The 23879-nt window shown below is 62.1% G+C and carries 25 protein-coding genes; 3 read left to right on the top strand and 22 right to left on the bottom strand.

The features are described 5' to 3' along the window. Positions 1-79: 79 nt before the first annotated feature. The 5 genes from L0F51_RS04435 to L0F51_RS04455 all read right to left on the bottom strand — a co-directional run bounded on the left by L0F51_RS04435 (position 80) and on the right by L0F51_RS04455 (position 5343). On the bottom strand, positions 80-238 hold the full coding sequence (locus L0F51_RS04435) for a DUF1127 domain-containing protein (RefSeq protein WP_092816670.1): 159 nt from the start codon (positions 236-238) through the stop codon (positions 80-82). A 176-nt stretch (positions 239-414) separates the two neighbouring features. Next, positions 415-1176, bottom strand: coding sequence for a potassium channel family protein (locus tag L0F51_RS04440; protein ID WP_234628118.1), 762 nt, complete (start codon positions 1174-1176; stop codon positions 415-417). A 265-nt stretch (positions 1177-1441) separates the two neighbouring features. Next, complete coding sequence (locus L0F51_RS04445; protein WP_370642369.1) at positions 1442-1894, bottom strand: NUDIX domain-containing protein; 453 nt, start codon at positions 1892-1894, stop codon at positions 1442-1444. Positions 1895-1917: 23 nt separating this feature from the next. After that, entirely contained in the window at positions 1918-4800 is a 2883-nt protein-coding gene (gene uvrA / locus L0F51_RS04450; RefSeq protein ID WP_234628120.1) for an excinuclease ABC subunit UvrA, read from the bottom strand. A 117-nt stretch (positions 4801-4917) separates the two neighbouring features. Next, entirely contained in the window at positions 4918-5343 is a 426-nt protein-coding gene (locus L0F51_RS04455; protein ID WP_234628121.1) for a VOC family protein, read from the bottom strand. A gap of 170 nt (positions 5344-5513) precedes the next feature. Here L0F51_RS04455 and L0F51_RS04460 point away from each other — a divergent pair, with 170 nt between their 5' ends. Then, the gene (locus L0F51_RS04460) at positions 5514-5999 is read left to right on the top strand and encodes a single-stranded DNA-binding protein (RefSeq protein WP_234628122.1); all 486 of its coding nucleotides are present in this window, start codon (positions 5514-5516) and stop codon (positions 5997-5999) included. A 97-nt stretch (positions 6000-6096) separates the two neighbouring features. On the opposite strand, the gene L0F51_RS04465 is transcribed toward L0F51_RS04460, so the two are convergent. Beyond that, on the bottom strand, positions 6097-7161 hold the full coding sequence (locus tag L0F51_RS04465; protein ID WP_370642307.1) for a cytochrome-c peroxidase: 1065 nt from the start codon (positions 7159-7161) through the stop codon (positions 6097-6099). A gap of 224 nt (positions 7162-7385) precedes the next feature. Further along, positions 7386-8345 (bottom strand): cation diffusion facilitator family transporter, encoded by a 960-nt coding sequence (locus L0F51_RS04470; RefSeq protein ID WP_234628124.1) that lies wholly within the window; start codon positions 8343-8345, stop codon positions 7386-7388. 193 nt (positions 8346-8538) lie between these two features. On the opposite strand from L0F51_RS04470, the gene trmFO reads away from it, so the two are divergent. After that, positions 8539-9939 (top strand): methylenetetrahydrofolate--tRNA-(uracil(54)-C(5))-methyltransferase (FADH(2)-oxidizing) TrmFO, encoded by a 1401-nt coding sequence (trmFO, locus tag L0F51_RS04475; RefSeq protein ID WP_234628125.1) that lies wholly within the window; start codon positions 8539-8541, stop codon positions 9937-9939. A gap of 33 nt (positions 9940-9972) precedes the next feature. Here trmFO and L0F51_RS04480 read toward each other — a convergent pair whose 3' ends face one another. Genes L0F51_RS04480 through yajC form a run of 5 tightly spaced genes read right to left on the bottom strand, consistent with a single transcriptional unit; the run spans position 9973 to position 14152 of the window. Then, the gene (locus L0F51_RS04480) at positions 9973-10812 is read right to left on the bottom strand and encodes a squalene/phytoene synthase family protein (protein WP_234628126.1); all 840 of its coding nucleotides are present in this window, start codon (positions 10810-10812) and stop codon (positions 9973-9975) included. Between the two features lie 17 nt (positions 10813-10829). Beyond that, positions 10830-11243: an Mth938-like domain-containing protein gene (locus L0F51_RS04485; protein ID WP_234628127.1), complete on the bottom strand. Its 414-nt coding sequence runs from the start codon at positions 11241-11243 to the stop codon at positions 10830-10832. Continuing rightward, entirely contained in the window at positions 11243-12181 is a 939-nt protein-coding gene (gene secF / locus L0F51_RS04490) for a protein translocase subunit SecF (RefSeq protein WP_234628128.1), read from the bottom strand. Before secF ends, L0F51_RS04485 begins: the two co-directional genes overlap by 1 nt. Positions 12182-12189: 8 nt before the next feature. After that, a complete protein-coding gene (gene secD, locus L0F51_RS04495; protein WP_234628129.1) occupies positions 12190-13794 on the bottom strand; it encodes a protein translocase subunit SecD in 1605 nt (534 codons plus the stop codon). A 19-nt stretch (positions 13795-13813) separates the two neighbouring features. Further along, positions 13814-14152, bottom strand: a complete 339-nt coding sequence (gene yajC / locus L0F51_RS04500) for a preprotein translocase subunit YajC (RefSeq protein WP_092816151.1) — start codon at positions 14150-14152, stop codon at positions 13814-13816. 155 nt (positions 14153-14307) lie between these two features. Here yajC and L0F51_RS04505 point away from each other — a divergent pair, with 155 nt between their 5' ends. Continuing rightward, positions 14308-15174 (top strand): ATP-binding protein, encoded by an 867-nt coding sequence (locus L0F51_RS04505; RefSeq protein WP_234628130.1) that lies wholly within the window; start codon positions 14308-14310, stop codon positions 15172-15174. A 34-nt stretch (positions 15175-15208) separates the two neighbouring features. Here L0F51_RS04505 and L0F51_RS04510 read toward each other — a convergent pair whose 3' ends face one another. The 10 genes from L0F51_RS04510 to nagZ form a co-directional block, all read right to left on the bottom strand. Beyond that, positions 15209-16411, bottom strand: coding sequence for a M23 family metallopeptidase (locus tag L0F51_RS04510; protein WP_234628131.1), 1203 nt, complete (start codon positions 16409-16411; stop codon positions 15209-15211). Positions 16412-16506: 95 nt separating this feature from the next. Beyond that, complete coding sequence (locus L0F51_RS04515) at positions 16507-17178, bottom strand: protein-L-isoaspartate(D-aspartate) O-methyltransferase (protein WP_234628132.1); 672 nt, start codon at positions 17176-17178, stop codon at positions 16507-16509. After that, positions 17175-17963 carry a 5'/3'-nucleotidase SurE gene (gene surE, locus L0F51_RS04520; protein ID WP_234628133.1) on the bottom strand — a complete coding sequence of 263 codons (789 nt, stop codon included), beginning with the start codon at positions 17961-17963 and terminating at the stop codon, positions 17175-17177. Before surE ends, L0F51_RS04515 begins: the two co-directional genes overlap by 4 nt. After that, on the bottom strand, positions 17960-19261 hold the full coding sequence (gene serS / locus L0F51_RS04525) for a serine--tRNA ligase (protein WP_234628134.1): 1302 nt from the start codon (positions 19259-19261) through the stop codon (positions 17960-17962). Before serS ends, surE begins: the two co-directional genes overlap by 4 nt. Positions 19262-19414: 153 nt before the next feature. Further along, positions 19415-20200: a twin-arginine translocase subunit TatC gene (gene tatC / locus L0F51_RS04530; RefSeq protein ID WP_234628135.1), complete on the bottom strand. Its 786-nt coding sequence runs from the start codon at positions 20198-20200 to the stop codon at positions 19415-19417. Then, on the bottom strand, positions 20197-20748 hold the full coding sequence (tatB, locus tag L0F51_RS04535; RefSeq protein ID WP_234628136.1) for a Sec-independent protein translocase protein TatB: 552 nt from the start codon (positions 20746-20748) through the stop codon (positions 20197-20199). The genes tatC and tatB overlap by 4 nt, the downstream gene beginning before the upstream one ends. A gap of 48 nt (positions 20749-20796) precedes the next feature. After that, the gene (locus tag L0F51_RS04540; protein WP_234628137.1) at positions 20797-21027 is read right to left on the bottom strand and encodes a twin-arginine translocase TatA/TatE family subunit; all 231 of its coding nucleotides are present in this window, start codon (positions 21025-21027) and stop codon (positions 20797-20799) included. Positions 21028-21395: 368 nt separating this feature from the next. Continuing rightward, positions 21396-22049, bottom strand: coding sequence for an SMC-Scp complex subunit ScpB (gene scpB / locus L0F51_RS04545; RefSeq protein ID WP_370642308.1), 654 nt, complete (start codon positions 22047-22049; stop codon positions 21396-21398). Further along, the gene (locus tag L0F51_RS04550; protein ID WP_234628138.1) at positions 22042-22839 is read right to left on the bottom strand and encodes a ScpA family protein; all 798 of its coding nucleotides are present in this window, start codon (positions 22837-22839) and stop codon (positions 22042-22044) included. The genes scpB and L0F51_RS04550 overlap by 8 nt, the downstream gene beginning before the upstream one ends. Beyond that, complete coding sequence (gene nagZ, locus L0F51_RS04555; protein ID WP_234628139.1) at positions 22836-23864, bottom strand: beta-N-acetylhexosaminidase; 1029 nt, start codon at positions 23862-23864, stop codon at positions 22836-22838. The genes L0F51_RS04550 and nagZ overlap by 4 nt, the downstream gene beginning before the upstream one ends. Between the last annotated feature and the right edge of the window lie 15 nt (positions 23865-23879).

Here is a 23879-nt window from a genome sequence, read left to right on the forward strand (position 1 = left end):
ACGAAGCGCACAAACGAAAACCGCCGGCGAAGTCTCGCCGGCGGTCTTCAACCCAAAACCTGACCTCAGAGGCCGTAAATCAGAACGTGGCTTCCCGCGCCACGCGGCGGATTTCGCCCGGAGTGATGCCGATGTCGTGCAGCTCACGAACGGAGAGCCCCTGCAACTCCTTCAGAGTGCGCTGATAGCGGCGCCAGCGGCGGAAACGACCAAGCAGGCCCTTGGAGGACGTGCCCATAATGAACCTCGGAATGTTTTATCTAGCGTTTGACGAGGCGGATATAGCGATACCTGCTCCGCTTTTGCAGTGCACAAATCGCATGGCTGGAATGCCGAAAAGGGAGGCAGTTGCCGCAATTTTGTAACGTTATCCGCCTGCGTAAGAGGCAGTTTCCGTTTGCGGGGATTTTGGGTTCAGAAACGGCCCTCATCCGGGATGTTGAGGAGCTCGCCGCAGGCCTTGCAGTGAACCGCATCGGCCTCGTGGCGTTGCAGACCGCAGCTCGGGCACGTGAAGCGGATCTTGCGGGGGCGTAGGAGGACCTGCACGAGGCGCAGGAACAGCGTGACCCCAAAAATCATGATCACGACGGCAACCAGCCGCCCGCTCGTGCCGCCGAGCGTGATGTCGCCAAAACCCGTGGTCGTCAATGCGGTGACGGTGAAATAGAGCGCATCGACGTAGTTGCCGATTTCCGGATTCTGCCGGTGCTGCGTCTCATAGACGATGCCCGTCATGATGAAGAGAAACACGGCCAGATTGGCGAGTGCGATGACCGCGTCCTCATTGTGCCGGAAGAAACGGCTGCGTTTTCGGAAGCGGACGAGCAAATGATATGTGCGCAAAAGCCGCAGGGTTCTGAGGACCCGCAGGAAGCCCGCCCCTTCGTCGGCAAGCGGCAGCAAAAACGAGACGATCGCGGCGACATCCGCCCAGGTCGTGGGATAGGTGAGATCCGAAAGGCGATGCCGGCTGATGAAGAGCCGGGCCAGAAAGTCTGCCAGGATGACGAGGCCCAGTCCGAAATCGAACCAGATGAGCGGGCGCGAATACGGGACGAAAGACGTGACGACGACGAACAGGAGGGTCGCGCAGTCGAAGATCAAAAGCCCTGCGCGAAAATGATGCGCACGCCGGCTATCGCCCTCGTAAAGCCGCGTCAGGAAACTGCGCAACCCCGGCGGGCTACGCCCTGAGGATGAGCCTCGTCGTCTCTTTTCTGGCAACCGCCGCTCTCGTCTTTCTGTCACAGCGATTCCCCCTCACCCCCCTGCGGCCAACGCGCTTGCCCATCATGGGTTCGCCGTCACGGCGACGCAACGCGCCGAGGCGACTGCAGAGCCTCTTCCGCAAAAGAGCCACGGGTGCGCGGCAAGAGGACCGCAATGGCTGAAACGCTGCGAAGACGACGCACACCCCGCAGGGGCGCATGCAAGCCGCTCACATCACGTCTTCCAACGCAGCGAGGATTGGCTGCTGGCTTTTGAGGATCTTGCTTCGCGCCGTCTCGAGGGAAAACCACCCAGCGCGATCGACCTCGGGAAAAGCCCGTCTTCGTCCCGAATGCGGCGGCCATTCCATTTCAAAGACATTGCTCTTGAACGCGCCGAGGTCGAAATCTCCCTCAAGCGCGAAGACTTCGACACGCTTGCCACCTGCCTGCCTGAACTCGCCGAGGCGGATGAGATCGCCATCCGGCACGCATCCCGTTTCCTCGTAGAACTCGCGCCGGGCGGCCACCTCCGCAGCCTCCCCGTCTTCTCGCAGCCCTTTGGGGATCGACCAGGCGCCGTCATCCTTCTTCGCCCAGAACGGGCCACCTGGATGAACGAGCAGCACTTCGAGGCCGAAGGGTTTCCGGCGGAACATCAGAATGCCTGCGGAGCGGAGAATCGTGCGCCTCGTCGCCGGACGCGCTATTCCGCGGCTTCCGAGCGCCGCATGCCACGTTCCAGAATTGGCTTCAGAAACTGACCTGTGTAGCTCCGCGGCTCCGCCACCACCTCTTCCGGCGTCCCGGCCACCACGATCTCGCCGCCGCCGTCGCCGCCTTCGGGCCCGAGATCGATGATGTAATCGGCCGTCTTGATGACATCGAGATTGTGCTCGATCACCGCCACCGTATTGCCCTGCTCCACCAGCTCGTGCAGCACTTCCAGAAGCTTCGCCACATCGTGGAAATGCAGACCCGTGGTCGGCTCGTCGAGGATGTAGAGGGTGCGTCCGGTCGCGCGTTTCGACAGTTCTTTCGCAAGCTTCACGCGCTGCGCTTCGCCGCCGGAAAGCGTCGTCGCCTGCTGGCCGATGCGCACATAGCCAAGCCCCACGCGCGCCAGCGTCTTCAGTTTGTCGCGCACGGCGGGGATCGCCTGGAAGAAGCCGACGCCTTCCTCGACCGTCATGTCGAGGACGTCCGCGATAGACTTCTCCTTGAATGTGACTTCCAAAGTCTCGCGATTGTAGCGTTTGCCGTGGCAGACATCGCAGGTGACATAGACGTCCGGCAGGAAGTGCATCTCGATCTTGACGACGCCGTCGCCCTGGCAGGCCTCGCAGCGTCCACCCTTGACGTTGAACGAAAAACGGCCCGGCTGGTAGCCGCGCGCCTTCGCCTCCGGAAGCCCCGCAAACCATTCGCGGATCGGGGTGAACGCCCCCGTATAAGTCGCGGGATTGGAACGCGGCGTGCGCCCGATCGGCGATTGATCGATGTCGATCACCTTGTCGAGATGCTCGAGCCCGGCAAGCTCCGCATGCGGCGCGGCCTGTTCGCGCGCACCGTTGAGGCGTCGCGCGACCGCCTTATAGAGCGTGTCGATGAGAAGCGTCGACTTGCCCCCGCCCGAGACGCCGGTCACGCAGGTGAAGGTGCCGAGCGGAATTTTCGCCGTAACATCCTTGAGATTGTTGCCCGTCGCGCCGACGAGCTTCAGCCAGCGCTTCTTGGCAGCCTTGCGGCGCGTCTCCGGGACCTCGATCGCCCGCGCGCCGGACAGGTACTGGCCCGTGAGCGAGGCCGGACTTGCCATGATATCGCCGGGCGTGCCCTCCGCCACCACCTCGCCGCCATGGATGCCCGCGCCGGGCCCCACATCGACGACATGGTCGGCGGCCATGATCGCATCCTCGTCGTGCTCGACGACAATGACGGTATTGCCGAGGTCACGCAGATGCTTGAGGGTCTCCAGGAGCCGGGCATTGTCGCGCTGATGCAGACCGATCGACGGCTCGTCCAGCACATAGAGAACGCCGGTCAGGCCCGAGCCGATCTGGGAAGCGAGCCGGATGCGCTGGCTCTCGCCACCCGACAACGACCCAGAATTGCGCGACAAGGTCAGATAATCGAGCCCGACATCGTCGAGAAAGCGAAGCCGCTCGCGAATTTCCTTGAGAATGCGCAGCGCGATCTCATTCTGCTTTCCGCTCAGCTTTTCCGGCAATTCCGTGAACCAGCGGTTCGCCTCGCGGATCGAAAAATGCGACACTTCGCCGATGTTGAGGCTTGCGATCTTCACCGCGAGCGCTTCCGGCTTCAGCCGCAGGCCGTTGCAGGACGCGCATGGCGTCGAAGACATGTACTTGCCGATCTCCTCGCGCATCCAGGCGGAATCGGTTTCCTTCCAGCGCCGCTCCAGGTTCGGGATGATGCCCTCGAAGGTCTTCTTCGCCTGATATTTTCTGAGCCCGTCGTCGTAGACGAGAGCAACCTTATCCTTGCCGGTGCCATACAGGATGGCCTGGTGGGCATTTTCCGGCAGCTCCTCGAACGGAACCGTCAGGCTGAAGCCGTAATGCTGGGCGAGCCCCTCGAGCGTCTGCAGATAATAAGGCGAGCTCGATTTCGCCCAAGGGTGGATCGCCCCCTTGCGCAGGCTCAAGCGCGGATCGGGAACCACGAGATCGGGATCGATGCGCAGTTCCGATCCGAGACCGTCGCAGGTCGGACAGGCGCCGAAGGGATTGTTGAATGAAAACAGCCGCGGCTCGATCTCGGGGATCGTGAAGCCGGAGACGGGACAGGCGAACTTTTCCGAAAACACGATCGGTGCCGGCGGCTTGCCACCTTCGCCCATATCCGCGAACTCGGCGACGGCGATGCCATCGGCTAGTCGCAGAGCCGTCTCCAGAGAATCGGCAAGCCGGCTTCCGGCATCCGCTCGCACGACGACACGATCGACGACGATATCGACGTCGTGCTTCAGCTTCTTGTCGAGCGCCGGCGCCTCGGCGATCTCATAGAAGGTTCCGTCGATCCGCGCGCGCTGAAAACCACGTTTCATATATTCGGCGAGATCCTTGCGGAATTCGCCCTTGCGGCCACGCACCACCGGCGCGAGCAGATAAAGCCGCGTTCCCTCCGGCAAAGCCAGAATGCGATCGACCATCTGGCTGACCGTCTGGCTTTCGATCGGCAAACCCGTCGCCGGCGAATAAGGAACACCGACGCGCGCAAACAAGAGCCGCATATAATCGTAGATTTCCGTCACCGTGCCGACGGTGGAACGGGGGTTGCGCGACGTCGTCTTCTGCTCGATCGAAATTGCCGGTGACAGGCCATCGATCTGGTCGACGTCCGGCTTTTGCATCATCTCCAGAAACTGGCGCGCATAAGCCGACAGCGACTCGACATAGCGCCGCTGTCCCTCGGCATAGATGGTATCGAAGGCGAGCGAGGATTTGCCCGAGCCAGAAAGGCCCGTCATCACGATCAGACTGTCTCGCGGCAGATCGAGATCGACGTTTTTGAGATTGTGTTCGCGCGCGCCCCGCACGGAGAGCGTCTTTTGCGGATCCGTCATGGCCGTTCCGGAGGATGGTGATGCGGGCTGGCTCGCCCGATGCTTATTTAGTGCAGCCGGAGTGATGGAAAAACCCCGTCTTTCCCGCTTCGCGATATGTGCGCTCTCAGACGCCGATCATGCGCCAAGAAGGACACGCCCATCTGCGTCGATTGCCCAAAACGGGTTGTGCGCAACCTCCCACAAATGCCCGTCGGGATCGGCAAAATAGCCCGAATATCCGCCCCAGAAGACTTCCTCGGCCGTTTTGACGACCTCGGCTCCCGCCGCCTCCGCCTCCTTCAAGACGACGTCGACCTCTTCGCGACTTCTCGCATTGAAGGCCAGCGTGATGCCCGAAAATCCGGACCCGTCCGGGTCGACTTTGGCATCGGCCGCCAGCGACGTCCGCGGATAGAGCGCCAGAACAAAACCGTTCAGATCATAGAACACCACTTCCTCGTGGGCATTCGCACGTTGCCAGCCGAGCCCATCTTCATAAAACTGCCGCGCGCGTGACAGGTCGACAACGCCCAGCGTCACGACACTCAGTCTCTGTTCCATAGGCTCGCCCCTCGTCCGATGATCTTGCGTGATACCGGCAAGGAACATACAGTGAACGACATTCCGCGGCAAGCGTCTTTGCAGGGGCCCGTTTACAGTTCGGCGGCGCTTGAGTGAAAAGGGGCAACCTTTGGCCGCTCTCGGCGGCTCCAGAAACCAGGGAGAATTTCATGGCCGGCAGCGTCAACAAAGTCATCTTGATCGGCAATCTCGGGGCCGATCCCGAAATCCGGCGCCTGAACGATGGCCGTCCGGTGGTCAATCTGCGGATCGCGACGTCTGAGAGCTGGCGCGACCGCAATTCCGGAGAACGGCGCGAGCGCACCGAATGGCACCGCGTGGTGATCTTCAACGAAGGTCTGGCAAAGATCGCCGAGCAATATCTGCGGAAGGGCTCGAAGGTCTATCTCGAAGGCCAGCTGCAGACGCGCGAATGGGAAGACCAGTCGGGCCAGAAACGCTTCACGACCGAGGTCGTGTTGCAGGGCTTCAATTCGGCCCTCACCATGCTCGACACGCGTGCCGGCGGCGGCGGTGGCAGCTATGACGCCCCCCCGTCAGACCGGGGCGGACGTTCGGATTTCGGCTCCTCCGGTCCGATGGAAGGTGGCCGCGGCTCCTTCAAGGACGACCTCGACGACGAAATCCCGTTCTGATTTCGGGTCGGCAGAGAAACAGCAGACAAAATGAAGGGCCGCTCACGCGGCCCTTCGCTCATGTGCCCAGGGTTGGGCCTTTCGGAAAACGTTTGGCTCAGTTGTTTTCCTGTCCCGGAACGGTCAGCACCGGACGCGGGGTCTCGTCCGTGCTCGCCGGCAGGATCGGATAATCGACCTGCGGCTGCTCGCCCGTCAGCGTGTGCAGGAACGCCACCATCGAATCGACCTCATCCTCGGTGAGCTCCGTGCCAAGCTGGGCCGTCGCCATCACCTGCACCGCCTGACGCAGGCTCCAGACCTGGCCACTGTGGAAATAAGGCGCGGTCAGCGCGATATTCCGCAATGTGCCGGCACGGAAGACATATTCATCCGTTGCCGTATGCGTCACCGCAAAGCGGCCCTTGTCGTCCGGCGGAAGGATGTCCGCACCCGGCTTTTCCACGACGCCGAACGGGAAATAATCCTGACCACCGACATTCACGCCGGAATGGCAGGACACGCAGCCCTTATCCATGAACAAGGAGAGACCGTGCTTCTCCTTGTCGTTCAGGGCATTCGCGTTGCCGTCGAGGAATTGATCGAAGCGGGAAGCCGGCGTCACCAGCGTCACCTCAAAGGCCTCGATCGCCTTTGCGACATTGTCGAGAGTGATCGGATCCTCGTCGCCCGAAAACACGACGTCGAAGCGATCCTTGTACTCAGGCATGCTGTTCAGAACCGCAACCACCTCATCAGGGGTGGAGTTCATCTCCACCGCCGCCTGCATCGGCCCGACGGCTTGCGCTTTCAGATCTTCCGCCCGTCCGTCCCAGAACTGGGCGATGTTGAAGACGGAATTGAGAACCGTCGGCGCATTGCGGGGCCCGCGCTGCCAGCCGTGTCCGACAGAAGTCGGCTGCAGGTCCGTCCCGGCCAGGCCGAGATTGTGGCAGGTGTTGCAGCTCAGAAGGTGAGAAGAAGACAACCGCGGATCGAAATACAGCATCTTGCCGAGTTCGACCTTCTCGCGGGTGATGGCGTTGTTTTCGGGGGCCTGCACCATCGTCGGAATCGGATCGAAGAAGCCGTTGGCGTCTTCCATCAATTTCTGGTCGTCCGCAGCATAGGCCGCAGTGCCTAGCCCGGCCGTAAGTAGGAGCGAGACCAGCAAACGTGTCATCGCGCTCTCCATTCATTTGCGAGAGAGCCACGGGATATGAGACGTCAAGGCGAGCACGACCGGCGACCGTCGGGTCGGCTCGTGGCTTTTGGCGTTCAAGGCCCGCGACCCAGATCGCTGCCTCAGGTCGCGGGCCAACTCTAGCAGCGGGGGATGGGCTACTTTTGACTTAGATCAATTCTAAGGTAAGCTCGCTATTCTGTCGCATCTGGCCGCTTCTCGCCTCAGTGGGACGCAGCGCCGCTCCGGCGTTCTTCTTCCACCGCGATTTTGTGATCCCCTGCAGATTGCACCTCGATGAAGAGACGGCGGATCGTCGGAATGCGTGCCTTGATGGCCTTTTCCAGACGCGTGATGGCGGCTTCGACGCGCCCGGCCGGCATATCGTCCTCAAAGTCGACCGAGAGCGCCAGCAGGATGTCATTGGGCCCGCGGTGCAATGTCCTGAGTTCGTTCAGCGCACGCACGCCCTCCTCTCCCTCGACGATCTCGCGCACCGCAGCGACCGTTTCCGGTGCCGCCGATTCCCCGATCAAGAGGCCTTTGGTCTCGATCGCGAGAAGGATTGCGGTGGTGCCAAGAATGATGCCGATCCCGATCGAGGCGGCCCCATCGAGCCACGGAAGATCGAGATAGCTGGCGAGGAACACGCCGATCAACGCGACGACGAGACCGAGGAGGGCGGCAGTATCTTCGTAAAGCACCGTGAAGACGGTGGGATCCTTGGAATGCCGAACGGCCTCGAAGAAATTGTGCCCTTCGTTCCTCTGGTTGCGAAATTCACGGTAGGCAACGGTCCACGACGCACCTTCGAACACGATCGCCAGCGACAGAACGATGTAATTGACGAACGGAGACGTGATCTCATTGGCGTCGGCGATCTTGTGCACGCCCTCATAGACGGAGACGCCAGCGCCAACCGCAAAGATCAGGATCGCCACCACGAAGGCCCAGAAATAGATCTCCGCGCTGTAGCCGAAGGGATGCGCGCGATCCGCCGGACGAGACGCCCGCTTCATCCCATAGAGAAGAAGCCCCTGGTTGCCGGTATCGACAACCGAATGGATGCCTTCAGACAGCATCGCCGAGGAGCCCGTATAGGCGGCGGCGCCGAACTTCGTGATGGCGATCGCCAGGTTTCCGACAAGCGCCGCATAAATTGCCTTCTTCGAGCTTCCGGCCATCTCAATCCCCGTTTTGTCGCCTTGGACGGCTATTGTTGCGCTGCCTGACAAGCATCATATGGATTCGCGCAGACACCCTGCCTCTCCCCTTGCGATCTCGTTGGCAAGCGTCAACATGCACGGGCGTGAAGCGTTGCATTCGACATATTTCCCCCCAGCGACGAACGAAGCAGCAGAAGCTGAGAGACACGAAATGACGAGACCCATCCATGTTATCGGCGGCGGCCTCGCCGGCTGCGAAGCCGCCTGGCAGATCGCCGAAGCCGGCATCGCCGTCGTGCTGCACGAAATGCGGCCCGAGGTCGAGACGCCGGCCCACAAAAGCGACGGTCTCGCCGAACTCGTCTGTTCGAACTCGTTCCGCTCCGACGATTCCACGAGCAACGCCGTCGGTGTCCTGCATGCGGAGATGCGAGCCGCGGGTTCGCTCATCATGCGCGCCGCCGACCGCCATCAATTGCCTGCGGGCTCGGCGCTTGCTGTCGATCGCGACGGTTTCTCCGAAGCTGTGACACAGGCCATTGCCGATCACCCCTTGATCCGGATTGAACGCGGCGAGATCTCCGGCCTGCCCAATCCCGACCAGCCGACCATCATCGCCACAGGCCCTTTGACGAGCGGCGCGCTCGCGACCGCAATCCGCGAAGCGACGGGCGAAGACCAGCTTGCCTTTTTCGACGCAATCGCACCGATCATCCATCGCGACAGCATCAACATGGATATCGCCTGGATGCAGTCCCGCTACGACAAACCCGGGCCCGGCGGTGACACGGCCGCCTACCTGAACTGTCCGATGGACCGCGCCCAGTACGAGGCCTTCATCGAGGCGCTGCTTCAGGCGGAGACCGCCGATTTCCGCGAATGGGAAAAGGATACGGCCTATTTCGAAGGTTGTCTTCCGATCGAGGTGATGGCGGCGCGCGGAGCCGAAACCCTGCGCTGGGGCCCGATGAAGCCGGTTGGCCTCACCAATCGGCACAAACCGGAGGAGAAGCCGTGGGCTGTGGTGCAACTCCGCCAGGACAACAAGCAGGGCACGTTGTTCAATATGGTCGGCTTCCAGACCAAAATGAAATATGGCGAACAGACCCGTATTTTCCGAATGATTCCGGCTTTGGAGAATGCGGAATTCGCGCGTCTCGGCGGCATTCACCGCAATACGTTTCTGCGCTCACCAAAAATCCTCGACGAGACGATGCGCCTGAAGGTGCAACCCCACATTCGTTTCGCCGGCCAGATCACCGGCTGCGAAGGCTATGTCGAATCGGCCTCCATCGGGCTTCTCGCCGGCCGCTTCGCGGCCGCTGAGGCACTTGGCGATCAACCGGCTCTGCCTCCGGATACGACAGCCCACGGAGCGCTCCTCGCCCACATTACCGGCCGCAATCTCGTGGATAAGGAGAACGGCGACTTTCAGCCGATGAACGTCAATTTCGGCCTTTTCCCGGACATCGAGGCGCCCACAAAAGACGAGGACGGACGCAGAATGAAGGGCAAGGAGCGCGGCGTGGCACGCAAGCGCACGCTCGCTGCACGCGCACTCGCCGATTTTACGAGATGGCTTGCGGCCAACGAGTTGCGGAAGGCCGCCTGAGACGCGAAGCGTCTTCCGTGAAGCTCAGGTGGATCAGCGGCCCTTGCCGAAACCGGCAAACACCATCCGGCTCAGGACGCTGAGTGCAGGCATCCGCTGAGGAGACGTGACAAATCTGGCTGGATCCCGCCCGATTCGGGCAAGCAGGACATCCGCGGCTTTCAATGGCAGAAAGGCCGTTCGGGCCTCCCTGCGAACCTGCTTCAGCGCTGCGGCCGCGCGGCTTCGGTGCATGCGCCCGAAGGCGACGAGTTCGTCGATTGGCGCGACGAGCTGTTTCACTTCGGCGGAATAGACCTCCTCCGGAGAGAGCCCCACCCTCTGGAGAAGCTCGGCGGGAATGACGAGACGCCCCCTCGCCCGCGCGCGTGCGCTGTCCCAAAGGCTCATGGCGACCCCATAGGCAATGCCCGCATGCCCCGCCGCCTCGGCAAGCTCACTGGTCTCTCCGCCCAGAAACAATCCCCCCAGCTGAAAGAGGCTCGACTGCGTCTCCCCCATTCTCCCTTCGAGATCGGCAAGTGTCGCAGGAGGATCGGCGTAAAGGTCTCCGTGCCGCGCTTCCGTAAGTGCGGCAAGGGCGTCGGCTGAAAGTCCTTTTTCGCGCAGCGCCAAAGCCAGCCGATCGACGATCGGCGACCCGCTCGCCTGCCCCGCCACCGCGAGATCGAGAGAATCGCGCCACCAGGTCAGACGGATCTCACCGAGCGTCGCCTCTTGCACGATATCGGCGACCTTTTCCGCCTCGACTGCGTAGGCGTAGAGCGAAAAAAGTTCTTCGCGCACATTTTGCGGCGCGAACAACACCGAGTAGTAGCGCGGAAGATCGCGCTCGCGCACAGGCTCAACAAGGGTGGGATCGGGCTCGGCCATGAGCCGGAGCTAGGGCTTCATTCCGGATCGTCGACAGCAATCAGCGCCGCAGCAACCGCCCGCTCTTCCGCAAGCAGGATGTTGTAGGTTCGCGAGGCCGCGCCCGTCGCCATCACTTCCGGCCACAGACCGGCAGCTTCGAGATCCGATTTCACCTTCGGATCGAGGGGAACGAGATTGCGCCCCGTCCCGATCAGAAGCACTTCGATCGAAGAGACTTCGGCTATTGCCGGTTGAAGCGCCTCGAGGCTGATTTCCTCCGGCCTGGTGACACCCCAGCCGAGGATCGCCGAAGGCAGCATCAGGATCGATCCACGATGCGACATGCCGGCAAAACGGAAACCGCCATTCCCGTATGCATCGACAGGCGCGCGTCCCGGGAAACGGCCGCCCTCGGGCGGCCCAGCTTGTCTGCCTTCGCCGGCCGCCATCAGCTTGTCGCGGGCTTCTTTGCGGTTTCCGGCGGGGCCACCTTCTCAGGCCGCAGATTGAAGAAGATCAGCATCGGCGCGGCAATGAAGACCGTGGAGTACGTGCCGATGAAAACGCCCCAGATCATCGCCGCCGTGAACGAACGGATGACCGCTCCGCCGAAGAAGAACAAAGCCGCCAACGCGATCAGCGTGGTCAGAGACGTCAGCAACGTCCGAGACAAGGTCTGATTGACCGACAGATCGATGATGCCCCGGATCGGCGTCTGCTTGAACTTCCGCAACATTTCACGCACGCGGTCGAAGATCACCACGGTATCGTTCAACGAATAGCCGACGATCGTCAAAATCGCGGCGATCGAAGACAGGTTGAACTCGATCTGCGTGATCGTGAAGAACCCGATGGTCAAGATGACGTCGTGAAGAAGCGAGGCGATGGCACCGATGGCGAACTGCCATTCGAACCGGAACCAGATGTAAAACAGCACGCCCACGAGCGTCACGAGGACCGCGATCGTCCCGGTCTCGGCGAGCTCTCCGGACACGCGCGGCCCCACGACTTCGACGCGACGATAATTGTAATCGTCGAAGCCAAGTGCGTTCTGCACCTTCTGCACGGCCGCCTGCTGCGCCTCGTCTCCGCCGGGCTGCGTCGCGATCCGAATGACGGCTTCGTTGCCGGAGCCGAAGCCCTGAACCTCGAAATCGCCCAGTTCGAGCGGTTGCAGCGTCTGCCGCACCGCGCCGATATCGACGGCTCCGCTCTGGCTCTGCACCTCGATCAGGGTTCCTCCCCTGAAATCGATGCCGAGATTGAGGCCGACGACGAAGAACAAGACGAGCGACGCCACCATCGCGACCACCGAGGCAGGAAAGCCCCAGCGCGCAAAGCGCATGAACGGGATCGTGGTTTCGTCGGGAACGATGCGAAATGGCATAGCGATACTCAGATCGGCACGGTCTTGGGACGCTGGGAGCGTACCCAGATCGCGACGATGAAGCGGGTCAGAACAAAGGCGGTGAAGACGGTCGTCAGAATGCCGAGAGCGAGCGTGACCGCAAAACCACGGATCGGACCGGATCCCAGGGCGAAAAGCGCAAAGGCCGCGATCAGGGTCGTGATGTTGGCATCAAGGATCGTACCGAGCGCCCGACTGAAACCGGCTTCGATCGCATTGATCGCGGACCGCCCAAGCTTCGATTCCTCGCGTATTCGCTCGAAGATCAGCACATTCGCATCGACGGCCATACCGACCGTCAGCACGATGCCGGCAATGCCCGGAAGCGTCAGCGTCGCCTGCAACAGCGTCAAGAGCGCGAGCAGGAGCACGATGTTGCAGATCAAGGCGACGTTCGCGAAGACGCCAAAGAGACCGTAGACGAGCACCATAAACACGACGACACCGGCCGTTCCGATCAAAGCGGCGATCTCACCGGCTGCGATCGAATCCCGGCCGAGGCTGGGCCCGACAGTCCGTTCCTCGACGATCGTGAGGTCGGCAGGAAGCGCGCCGGCCCGCAGCAGAACGGCGAGGTTCTGCGCGCTTTCGACCGTGAAATTGCCCTCGATCTGTCCCGAACCACCGAGGATGGGGGAGCGGATGACGGGGGCCGTGATGTATTTGTTGTCGAGGACGACCGCGAAGCGACGTCCGACATTCTGCTGCGTCAGCTGCCCGAAAATCGACCCGCCGCGGGAATTGAAGCGGAAGGTGACGATCGGCGTATTCGTCTGCTGATCGAATGCCGGCTGGGCGTCGACGAGATCATCGCCCGAAAGCCGGGCCCGCGATTCGACCAGAACCGGACCATCATTGGGATCGGCCGGCTCGACGATCTCACATCCGGCGGGAGGACGCCCCTGCTGTGCGGAGACGACATCACCCTCCGGGCATTCCAGATGGAACGTCATCTTCGCCGTCTGACCGAGGATTTCCTTCAGGCGGCTCGTATCCTCAAGGCCCGGAACCTGAACGAGAATGCGATCGTCGCCCTCGCGCTGGATCGTCGGCTCGGTCGTCCCGAGCGCGTTGATACGACGCCCGAGAACGGACAGGCTCTGCTCGACCGCCGAGCGGGTGCGCTCTTCAAGCCCCGCCTCGGTCAGGTTCAGCGTCACCTGCGCGCCGTCGCGAGAGACTTCCACCTCGCTCACAGAACCCTGTCCAAAGAGCCCCGATTGCACAGGATTGGTCAGCGGACGCAGGAGCTGCATCACACGATCTGCTTCGCTCGGCTCACGCAACGTGAACGTCACGCTTTCTCCGCGGCTGCGCAGATTGCGGTAGCCGATGCGTTCGTCACGCAAAGTCTGGCGCACATCGCCGACCAGCGTCTGAAGCCGGTCTTTGACCAGCGAATCGCGCTCCACCTGCAAAAGCAGATGGGCGCCGCCTCGCAGATCGAGGCCGAGGACGATCTGGCGCTTTGGCATGAAAGACGGCCATGCCTGCACCGTCGCGGCGGAAAAAAGATTGGGAAGCGTCACGATGACCCCCGCCACAAGGACGAGGACGATGAGAACGATCTTCCAACGAGCGAAATAGAGCATGAAAAGGCGGGTCCTGGGCTCAGGCGGCGGAGCCGCTCACCGGCTCGGCCTTTGCTCGAACCTCATAAATGAGGCCTCTTTGCGCCCGCACCTTCACGCCTTCGGCAATTTGCACTTCGAGCTCGTTGTCGTCGATCACCTTGGTGACCTTGCCGATGAGCCCGCCGCCGGTCACCACCGTGTCGCCACGACGGATCGCCTTCAGCATCTCTTCCCGCTTCTTCGCCTGCTGGCGCTGCGGACGGATGATGAGAAAATACATGATCACGAAGATCAGGATGAAAGGCAGAAGCGAAATCAACATCTCACCGCCGCCACCTGCGCCTGCGCCTTGCGCATAGGCCGGAGTCACGAACATAAAGGCCTCGGAATTTGCTTGCGGACCCGTCGGTCCAAACCGGCGCGGACTATAGCTGTGGCGCGCCCCTTTGCAACCGGTCCCGGCACGAGCGGTCTGTCGACCCCTCGATCCTTATGTTACCGAGACGCCCCGCCTGTAGGACGTGAACCCAAGTGACTCAAGACCAAACGCAAAACCTCATTCCGCTCCTGGAACGGATTGCCGGTGCTTTGGAGCGGCTTGCTCCGCCCGCGGCACCGCCGCTCGATCTCTCGGCCGATGCCTATGTGTGGGATCCGCAGCCCCCTCGTCTCATCCCGGTGAAGAACGTGAACCGCCTGGAAATCGAGCTTTTGCAGGGCATAGACCGGTCCCGCGACACGCTGCTTGAGAACACGCGGCACTTCGCCAAAGGCTATGCGGCCAACAACGCTTTGCTTTGGGGCGCGCGCGGGATGGGAAAATCCTCGCTGGTGAAATCGGTCCACGCACAGGTCGCAGCCGAAGCGCCAGAGACGCCTCTCAAGCTCGTCGAAATCCATCGCGAGGATATCAACACACTGCCCGATTTGATGAACACCATCCGCGATCGGCCGGAGCGATTCATCTTTTTCTGCGACGACTTGTCCTTCGACGCGGGCGACACGTCCTACAAATCGCTGAAAGCCGCACTCGAAGGTGGCGTCGAGGGGCGGCCGCGCAACGTGATCTTCTACGCGACCTCCAACCGCCGCCACCTGCTCCCCCGCGACATGATCGAGAACGAGCATTCGACAGCGATCAATCCGTCGGAGGCGGTGCAGGAAAAGGTGTCGCTTTCAGACCGCTTCGGCCTATGGCTCGGCTTTCATCACTGCGATCAGACACAGTATCTCGCGATGGTGCGCGCCTATGTGGAGCACTTCGGCATCGCGATGCCGGAAGAGGAATGGCGTCCTCAGGCCCTGGAATGGGCAACGACGCGGGGAAGTCGCTCCGGCCGCGTCGCCTGGCAGTTCATTCAGGATCTCGCCGGGCGGACGGGTCAGTCGCTCGGCTGACTGACCCCCGCCCGAAAATCCGGAAGGCGCCCGCTCAAGCGGACGCCATATGTCCGACCGGATTGACCGGGGTCGCTCCCTTGCGGAGCTCGAAATGCACCTGCGGCGAGGTCACGTTGCCGCTCATTCCGGACTTGGCGATGATTTGACCGCGCCGGATCTTCTCGCCGCGTTTCACCAGCAACTCGCTGTTGTGGGCATAGGCCGAAACCCAGCCGCCCTCGTGGCGCACCAGTATCAGGTTGCCGTAGCTCTTCAGTTCGTTGCCTGAATAGATCACGGTCCCGTCTTCCGCGGCCTTCACGGCTGTCCCTTCCGGCACGGCGAGATTGATGCCGTCGTTGCGTTCACCGTTCGGCTTGCTGCCAAACTCCGCGATGATGCGTCCGTGCACCGGCCAGCGGAAGCCTGCGCCTCCAGACTTGGCCGTGGTATCGGCTGCAGGCGCCGCGCTTTCTGGCTTGGGCTCAGCGGACGGCGGCGTGTAGCTCACAGGCGTCTTTTCGGGCCGCACCTCAGGCGTGGCTTCCGGCTGTGCATCCGACATCGTTCCGTCTTTTGGATCGACACGCGCAACCTGCGTTCCGCCGCCGGACGGAATCGTCAGCGTCTGACCGGGGCGAATATTGCCGCCTTGAATGTTGTTGGCCGCTGCAAGCTCGCTCGTCGTCACACCATGGGCATGGGCGATGCTCCACAGCGAATCACCTGAACGGACGGTATAGCCTCCGCTTGAGGCCACGTTGTTTTGCTGGCGCGGCTGCGGGGCTTCGGTCCGCGCAACCGCAGGCTCCGCCCGGCGGGGCTGAGGCGTGCCCTGCGAATCGACGTTCAGCTTTCCGAGAGGCTTCGGCATGCCGCTCGGCGCATAAGGCTCCGGCGGCGTATAGGGCTTCGGAGCGGCTGCCTGCTGTTGCGGGGAGCTCGTCGGCGCGCGCGAGTAACTCTGCTGCGCCCCAGCGGAACCCGGATAATTGTAGGCGGTCTGGTAACCGCCAGAGGGTGGCGGCAACTGCCGCGACTGGACCGCGGGCGATGGCGCCGCGAACTGTTGCGGTGCCTGATAGGCAGTCGCCTGGGCAGTAATTGTCTGCTGCTGATTCGCCGTTGAGCCGGTGTAGATGGGCTCAGTCAGACGTATGGCATCGGCGCTGCACCCGGCACCGAGCCCGGTAATCAGGGCGAGCGCGCTAATGCGGGTGAACCAGAAGCTGGCAGACTGACGGTATGACCTCATCGAACAAACTCACGCAGGCATTGGGGATGCTGACGTGATGTAAAAGCATTAACATTGAAAAGGCGTTAAGGGACGCCGGCAAAACGAACCGAAAATCAAAGATTGCGGGCAATTCCTTCGATCAGCGGCACGAAACGGACGGCGCCGAGATCGCGGGTGTCCACCCGTGTCCCCTCTTTGCGAAAAAGCGTCAGCCGCTGCACGGCATCGACCGGTCCGACCGGCGCAACGAGAATGCCGCCATCGACCAGTTGCGCGACGAGTTTGGCGGGTGCGACGGCCGCCGCGGCCGTGACCAGGATCCGATCGAAGGGCGCCTGTGTCGGCCATCCCTTCGAACCGTCGGCGACAATGCCGGCGATATTGGTGATGCCGAGAAGATCCCAGCGCGTCTGCGCCAGCTCCAAAAGTGTCCGATAGCGCTCGAGCGTCGTGACCCGGCGTGAAAGCCTGGCGAGAATGGCGGCCTGATAGCCGGACCCGGTACCGATCTCCAGGACATGGTGACGCGGTTCCAGTTCGAGAGCTGCCGTCATCATCGCGACCACCGAAGGCGCACTGATGGTCTGCCCGCATTCGATCGGCAAGGCGCGATCGAGATAGGCATCGTCTCGATAGAGATCCGGGACGAAAGCCTCGCGCGGCACCGTCTCGATCGCCCCGAGCACCTTTCGGTCGGAAATACCGAGTTCACGCAGCCTCAAAATGAGGCTGGCCAGCCGAACCCGCGCCTCCGGATCTGGCTCGATGGCAGGATCCTCGTTCACGAAGAAGCCCGTTTTGCCCCGCTTGGAGCCGTGAAATGGCGTGTGAGCTCCTGGCGGGCAGGCTCATCGGTCATGTCCAGAGACAAGGGCGTGACGGAAATATAGCCCTGCGCGAGCGCCGCCAGATCGGTCTCAGGGGGCGGCTCCATCTTCGAGTGCTTGAAGGCGATCCAGAAATACGGCCGCCCGCGCCCATCGCGACGTTCGTCGATATGCATCCAGTCGGCGGCGCGCTTGCCCTGGCGCGTGAGGAGAACGCCCGAAACCTCGTCAGCTGTTCGATTGGGAAAGTTGACGTTGATGAGAACGCCCGGAGTCAGCGGCAAATCGAGCACGCGCTGGATGATCCCAGGGGCATGCGCTCGGGCGCAATCCCATCTCGGATCGTCGATCGTGTCCGCCCCGAACGCCTGCGACAGAGCGAAGGACCGGATCCCGAGGATCGTTCCTTCGATCGCACCTGCAACCGTGCCGGAATAGCTCACATCGTCGGCGATGTTCTGTCCCCGATTGACGCCAGAGATCACCAGATCTGGCTTTTCGCCGATGACGACCTTCGAGGCCATGATCACGCAATCCGTCGGCGTTCCGCGCACGGCGAAATGGCGCTCGTCCACCTCTCGCAAGCGCAGAGGATCGCTCAGGGTCAACGCATGCGCCACGCCGGATTGATCCGTCTCAGGCGCGACCACCCAGACCTCGTCCGAAAGCGCGCGAGCGATCTCCTCCGCGACTTTCAGGCCCGGAGCATGGATTCCATCATCGTTGGTGACGAGAATCTTCATGCGCCGATCCGCTCCATGCCACCCATATAGCGCCGCAGCACCTCCGGCACCGTGATCGAGCCGTCGTCATTGCGGTAATTCTCCATGACGGCGATCAGGGCACGCCCGACGGCCACGCCGGAACCGTTCAACGTATGCACGAACTTCGGCTGCTTTTCGCCTTCGGCCCGGTAGCGGGCATTCATCCGACGCGCCTGGAAATCTCCGCACACGGAACACGACGAGATTTCCCGGTAGGCGCCCTGCCCTGGCAGCCAGACTTCGATGTCATAGGTCCGCCGCGCGGCAAAACCCATGTCACCCGTCGAGAGGACAACGACGCGATAAGGCAGTTCGAGCTTCTTGAGCACCGTTTCGGCACACGCCGTCATGCGCTCATGCTCTTCGAGGCTCGCCTGCTGACTGGTGATGGAGACGAGCTCGACCTTGTTGAACTGATGCTGTCGCAGCATGCCGCGCGTATCGCGCCCGGCCGAACCCGCTTCCGACCTGAAACAGGGCGTCAACGCCGTGAAGCGGAGCGGCAGCTCCGCTTCTTCGAGGATCGTCTCACGCACGAGATTGGTGAGCGGCACTTCCGCCGTTGGAATGAGCCAAAGACGCGCGGCCGAGGCTTCATCGTCATCGACGGCTGCTGTCGCATAGAGATCTTCGGCAAATTTCGGCAGCTGCGCAGTGCCAAAAAGCGCATCATCCCGCACCAGGGTCGGCGGCGCGACCTCCGTGTAGCCGTGCTCGCTCGTGTGAAGATCGAGCATGAACTGGCCGAGCGCCCGCTCCAGACGCGCAAGCTGGCCCTTCAGCACCACGAAACGCGAGCCGGAGAGTTTCGCCGCACTTTCGAAATCCATCAGGCCCAGGGCCTCGCCGATCTCGAAATGCTCCGGCGCGCTATCGCTCAACATTGGATCGCCGAAGAGGCGCAGCTCGACATTGGCCGTTTCGTCGGGGCCCACGGGCACGTCGGGCAAGGGAACGTTCGGGATTTCGGCGAGCGCCGTTCGCAGCGCTTCCCCGAGCGCCCGCTCCTGGGCTTCGCCCTCCTGAATGGCGCTCTTCAGCTTGGCAACCTCGTCGATGAGGTTTTGGGCCGCGGCTTCGTCGCCGGACGCCTTCGCCTTACCGATTTGTTTCGAGGCCTGGTTGCGCGCGTTCTGCGCCTCCTGCAACTGCCGGATATGGGCGCGCCGCTCATCATCGAGATCGATCAGGCGTTGAGCGGCCGGGGCCGCCCCTCGATCAGCGAGAGCGCGGTCGAGCGCCTGCGGATCTTGGCGAATCCATGTGATGTCGAGCATCTTTCGCGAACCTCTGCTGGACGCCTTGCGGCGACTCCGCGTGCTTGTCTATGGCCGCAGGGCGTAACGCAACGACGGCCGCGGTCAAGTCTCGCTTTGCAGAAGATCCGACGATGCGGATGCCATCAGCCGCCCAAGACCGGGTTCGCCCGACTATGTCGCAGCTTCCTCGGCCCTTGCAGCGTTTTTCAGCTCGACTCGCCGAACAGCGTAGATGGAGATCTCGTAGAGAAGAATTGTCGGCACGGCGAGACCGATCTGGCTGATCGGATCGGGCGGCGTGAGGACCGCTGCCAGGATGAAGGCGATCATGATGGCGTATTTGCGCTTGGACTTGAGCATCGCCGCATCGACGATCCCGACGCGGCCGAGGAGCGTCAGGATGACCGGAAGCTGAAACACAAGGCCAAAGGCGAAGATCAGCGTCATGATGAGGCTGAGATACTCGTTCACCTTCGGCAAAAGCTCGATCGTCGCGCGGCCTTCGCCACCCGTCTGTTCCATCGACAGGAAGAAGGCGAGCGCAAGCGGCATCACCGCGAAATACACGAGCGCCGCGCCGATGATGAAGAGAATCGGCGTCGCGATCAGGTAGGGGTAGAACGCCTGACGTTCATGCTTGTAGAGCCCCGGCGCCACAAATTTGTAGATCTGATTGGCAATGACCGGGAATGCCAGGAAGAGCGCGCCAAAGAAGGCGAGCTTCATCTGCGTGAAAAAATACTCCTGCGGAGCGGTAAAAATCAGACGGATGCTGCGGTCCGCACCGGCTGCACGCTCATAGGGAATGATCAGCAGATTGAAGATCTGGTCCGCAAAATAGAAGCAGACCACGAAGGCGATCGCGATTGCGATCAAGGCGCGCAGAAGACGCTGACGCAGTTCGATCAGATGTTCGATCAGCGGCGCCCGTGAAGCTTCGATATCGTCGTCGCTCATGCTGCGTCGCTCGTGCGCGGGCTTCCGCCTCTGTTGTCGGGAGCTTCTTCGGCCACCCCGTCATCCTTGCTCGACGCCACGTCCTGCACTTTTTCTTCCGCCGGTGCCGTGCCCTCGTCCACCCCCGTCGCAGGCTCGGCCGTCGCAGGTTCGGCCGTCGTGGGCTCGGTCGATGCGGGTTCGGTCGATGCGGGTTCGGCCGACGCGGAAGGCGTCTCCTCTGTGGGCGCGAGAGCGGATGGTACCGGCTCTGCCGCCGACTTCTGGCCGCTCCGATTGGCGGCGGCTTCGACGTCTTTCTTGACGCCAGCGAGCGGGTCCATCTTCGAAATCGATTGCAGCGACTGCCGGGTTTCGTCCAGCCCGGCCTGCCGCTCAGCCTCTTTCAGAGCATCGTCGAGCTGACGCTTGAAATCGTTCGCGGTACGACGGACTTGGCCCATCGTCTTGCCGAACGTGCGCAGCATTCCAGGCAGATCTTTCGGCCCGACGACGATAATCGCCACACCGGCGATCACCACCAGTTCAGTCCAGCCGATATCAAACATGGCCGAGCTCAAACATAGATTGTGCTGGGTTCGCCGTGGCCGATGCCGTTAGCCGACCTTGTTCTTCTTTTCCGCCGGTTCCACGCTGGCGGGGTCGTTGTGCTCGATGGTCCGGGACTGGTTCGTCGACGTGGTGTCGTCGTCGTCGTCCTGCAGGCCCGTCTTGAAGCTCTTGATGCCTTTGGCGACATCACCCATCAGGTCAGAGATCTTTCCGCGCCCGAACAGGAGCACGATGATGATCGCGATGATAACGATCTGCCAGAAGCCTATCGACATAGGATAAACCTTTCAAAACTCGCCACGGCCGGTCGCGGGACTATTGCAAATCGTCGGATTCGCATCAACTCGCCCTCTTCTCCGATCCCCTGCCGCATCACGAAGCTACGGCCGACATTGAGATCCGCTGGACCAGCGTTTCCTCCACAAAGTCTCGGAGTGATATAAGTGGCCCGATCCTTCAAAGCCACATCGAATTCTGCGCAGTCCGAAAGGGACGAAACCTTCCGCAGGGTCCGCCTCGGCAAACGACGCTCATCCACAAGAGCGGTGAGATTGAGGCTGGAACAGCCGGCGTTTTGCCGCAGATCGGCAAGGGCAAAAAATACGCCGATTCCCACGAGTCGTTGGGGCGCCCAATCAATTCCTCAGTCGCCCTCCAAAGGCTCTTCATCGTCCCGCAGCGCCTCGCTCCCAAAGGCAGGAGGCGCTTCGAAGCCCGGAGGAATGTTGGCGTTCAGAAGGCCCGCCGCCTTCAGGTCGAGGAGACCAGGCAGATCGCCGATTGCTGCAAGTCCGAAATGATCGAGAAATTCGTTCGTCGTCCCGAATGTCAGCGGGCGCCCAGGCGAACGCCGACGCCCCCGCGGCCGCACCCAACCTGTTTCCAGAAGGACATCCAGCGTACCCTTGGAGGTCGAAACGCCCCTCACCTCTTCGATCTCCGCGCGCGTGACCGGCTGGTGGTAGGCGATGATGGCGAGCGTCTCCATCGCGGCCCGAGAGAGCTTGCGCTCCTCGACCTTGTGCTCCTGCAACAGAAAGCCGAGATCGCTCGCAGTACGGAATGCCCAGCTATCGCCGATGCGCCTCAGATTCACGCCCCGGCTCGCATAAGCAGTCTGCAATTCGTGCAGGAGCACGTCGACCGTCACGCCCTCGGGCATCTTGGCGGCCAGTTCCGCCTCGCTCATGGGCTTCGCCGAGGCGAACAACATCGCTTCGAGCATCCGCAAATGCAGCCGGCGGTCCTCCGGCGACAGGCTGGTGACATTGCTGCCGCTGGCGAAAAGATCAGGCACGCTTCGCCTCCAGCGAAGCAGACCTCCGCCGCACGTAGAGAGGTGCAAAATTGGAGGACTGCGTCAGTTCCAGCTTGCCCTCCCGCACCAGCTCGAGACTAGCCGAGAGCGCACTCGCCCGGGCTGTCGCCCGCAGTTCCGGCTTGGCCAGAAACTCGGTCAAATAGGTGTCCATCGGCATCCAGGTCGCATCTTCGCCGATCAGGCGCATGAGGCGATCGCGCGCTTCCTGCAGACCGATGACTTTGCGCTTCTTCACCTTCACGAAGCTCGCAAACTGGCGCGCGCGCAAAGCCGAATAAGACTGCAAGAGATCGTAAAGCTCCGCCCCCCACCGCATCGTTCGGTCGCTCGCAATGGCTTCCGGCATACCGCGTTCGAAGAAGCCGGACCCGAGCTTGTCCCGGTCCGACAGCCTCTCGGCCGCTTCGCGCATGGCCTGGAGGCGCTTCAAGCGGAAAGCGAGCCGCGCCGCCATTTCCTCGCCAGACGGTTCTTCCATCGGTTCGGGATCGGGCAGAAGGAGCCGCGACTTGAGATAGGCAAGCCACGCAGCCATCACGAGGTAGTCGGCGGCGATCTGGAGATGCAGCTTCCGTGCGTGATCGATGAAAACGAGATACTGCTCGGCCAAAGCCAGCACGGAAATCTTTGTCAGATCGACTTTCTGACTGCGGGCGAGAGCAAGAAGCAGGTCGAGCGGGCCTTCGAAACCGTCGACGTCGACCAGCAGCACGTCGGCGTCGTCGACGGGCGTATCTTCCTCGAAAGCATCCGCCGCAGCACTCATCCAAGAACCCTGTCTGATCCCAGCAACTGCGACAACCGCTCGTGCAAGAACGCCCGGTCTCCGACCTCGTCGGCAACACTTGCAACAAGGGACGTCTCGGCACGCTCAAGCGCATCGCCGGAAAGCTCCGGAACAGCCGTCGCCACGTCGCGCATCTCTTCCATCTCGCCATTGCAGTGAAGGACGATATCGCAGCCGGCCGCAATCGCACGCCTGGAGCGTTCGGCCGGACTGCCGCTCAGAGCTTTCATAGAGATGTCGTCCGTCATCAGCAGACCACCAAAACCGATTCGCTCACGGATGATGTTAGCGATGATTGGAGCGGAATGCGTGGCCGGCTGGGCGTCGTCCACTGCGGAATAGACGACATGCGCCACGATACCGAGGGATGCGCGCGTGGCCAACATCCGAAACGGCGCGAAATCGACGGCCTCGAGTTCCACCAGATCCGCATCGACGACGGGAAGCTCCTCATGGCTGTCGCAAGCCGCGCGACCATGCCCGGGCAGATGCTTGATCACCGGCGTCACGCCACCGGCCCTCAGCCCGGTCATGACGGCACCGCCGAGCGTCACCACCATTTCGACCGTGTCGCCGTAGGCGCGATCGCCGATGATATCGTGGCTGCCCGGCCCCGGCACATCGAGAACCGGCAGGCAATCCACGTTGATGCCGAGTTCGACGAGGTCGAGCGCCATCAGCTTCGCGGCAAGCTGTGCCGCCTCGATGCCGGAAATCGGATCGGCCTTGTAGATGTCCCCGAAACGCTTCGCCGGGGGATAGGAGCGCACCACCGGCGGACGAATACGTTGGACGCGGCCGCCTTCCTGGTCGACCAGGATCGGAACGTCGGGACGATCGAGCGTTTCGCGGACACTGTCGGTCAGGCGCCGGATCTGGCCGGCATCTTGGATGTTGCGGGCAAAGAGAATCACGCCCCAGGGTTTTTCATCGCGCAAGAAAGCGCGTTCTTCCTCGCCGAGCGTGAGCCCGGCGAGGCCGCAAGCGAAGGCCTTCGCCATCATTCAGATCGATATCCT

The organism is Afifella sp. H1R (assembly GCF_021462425.1).
GTDB lineage: Bacteria > Pseudomonadota > Alphaproteobacteria > Rhizobiales > Afifellaceae > Afifella > Afifella aestuarii.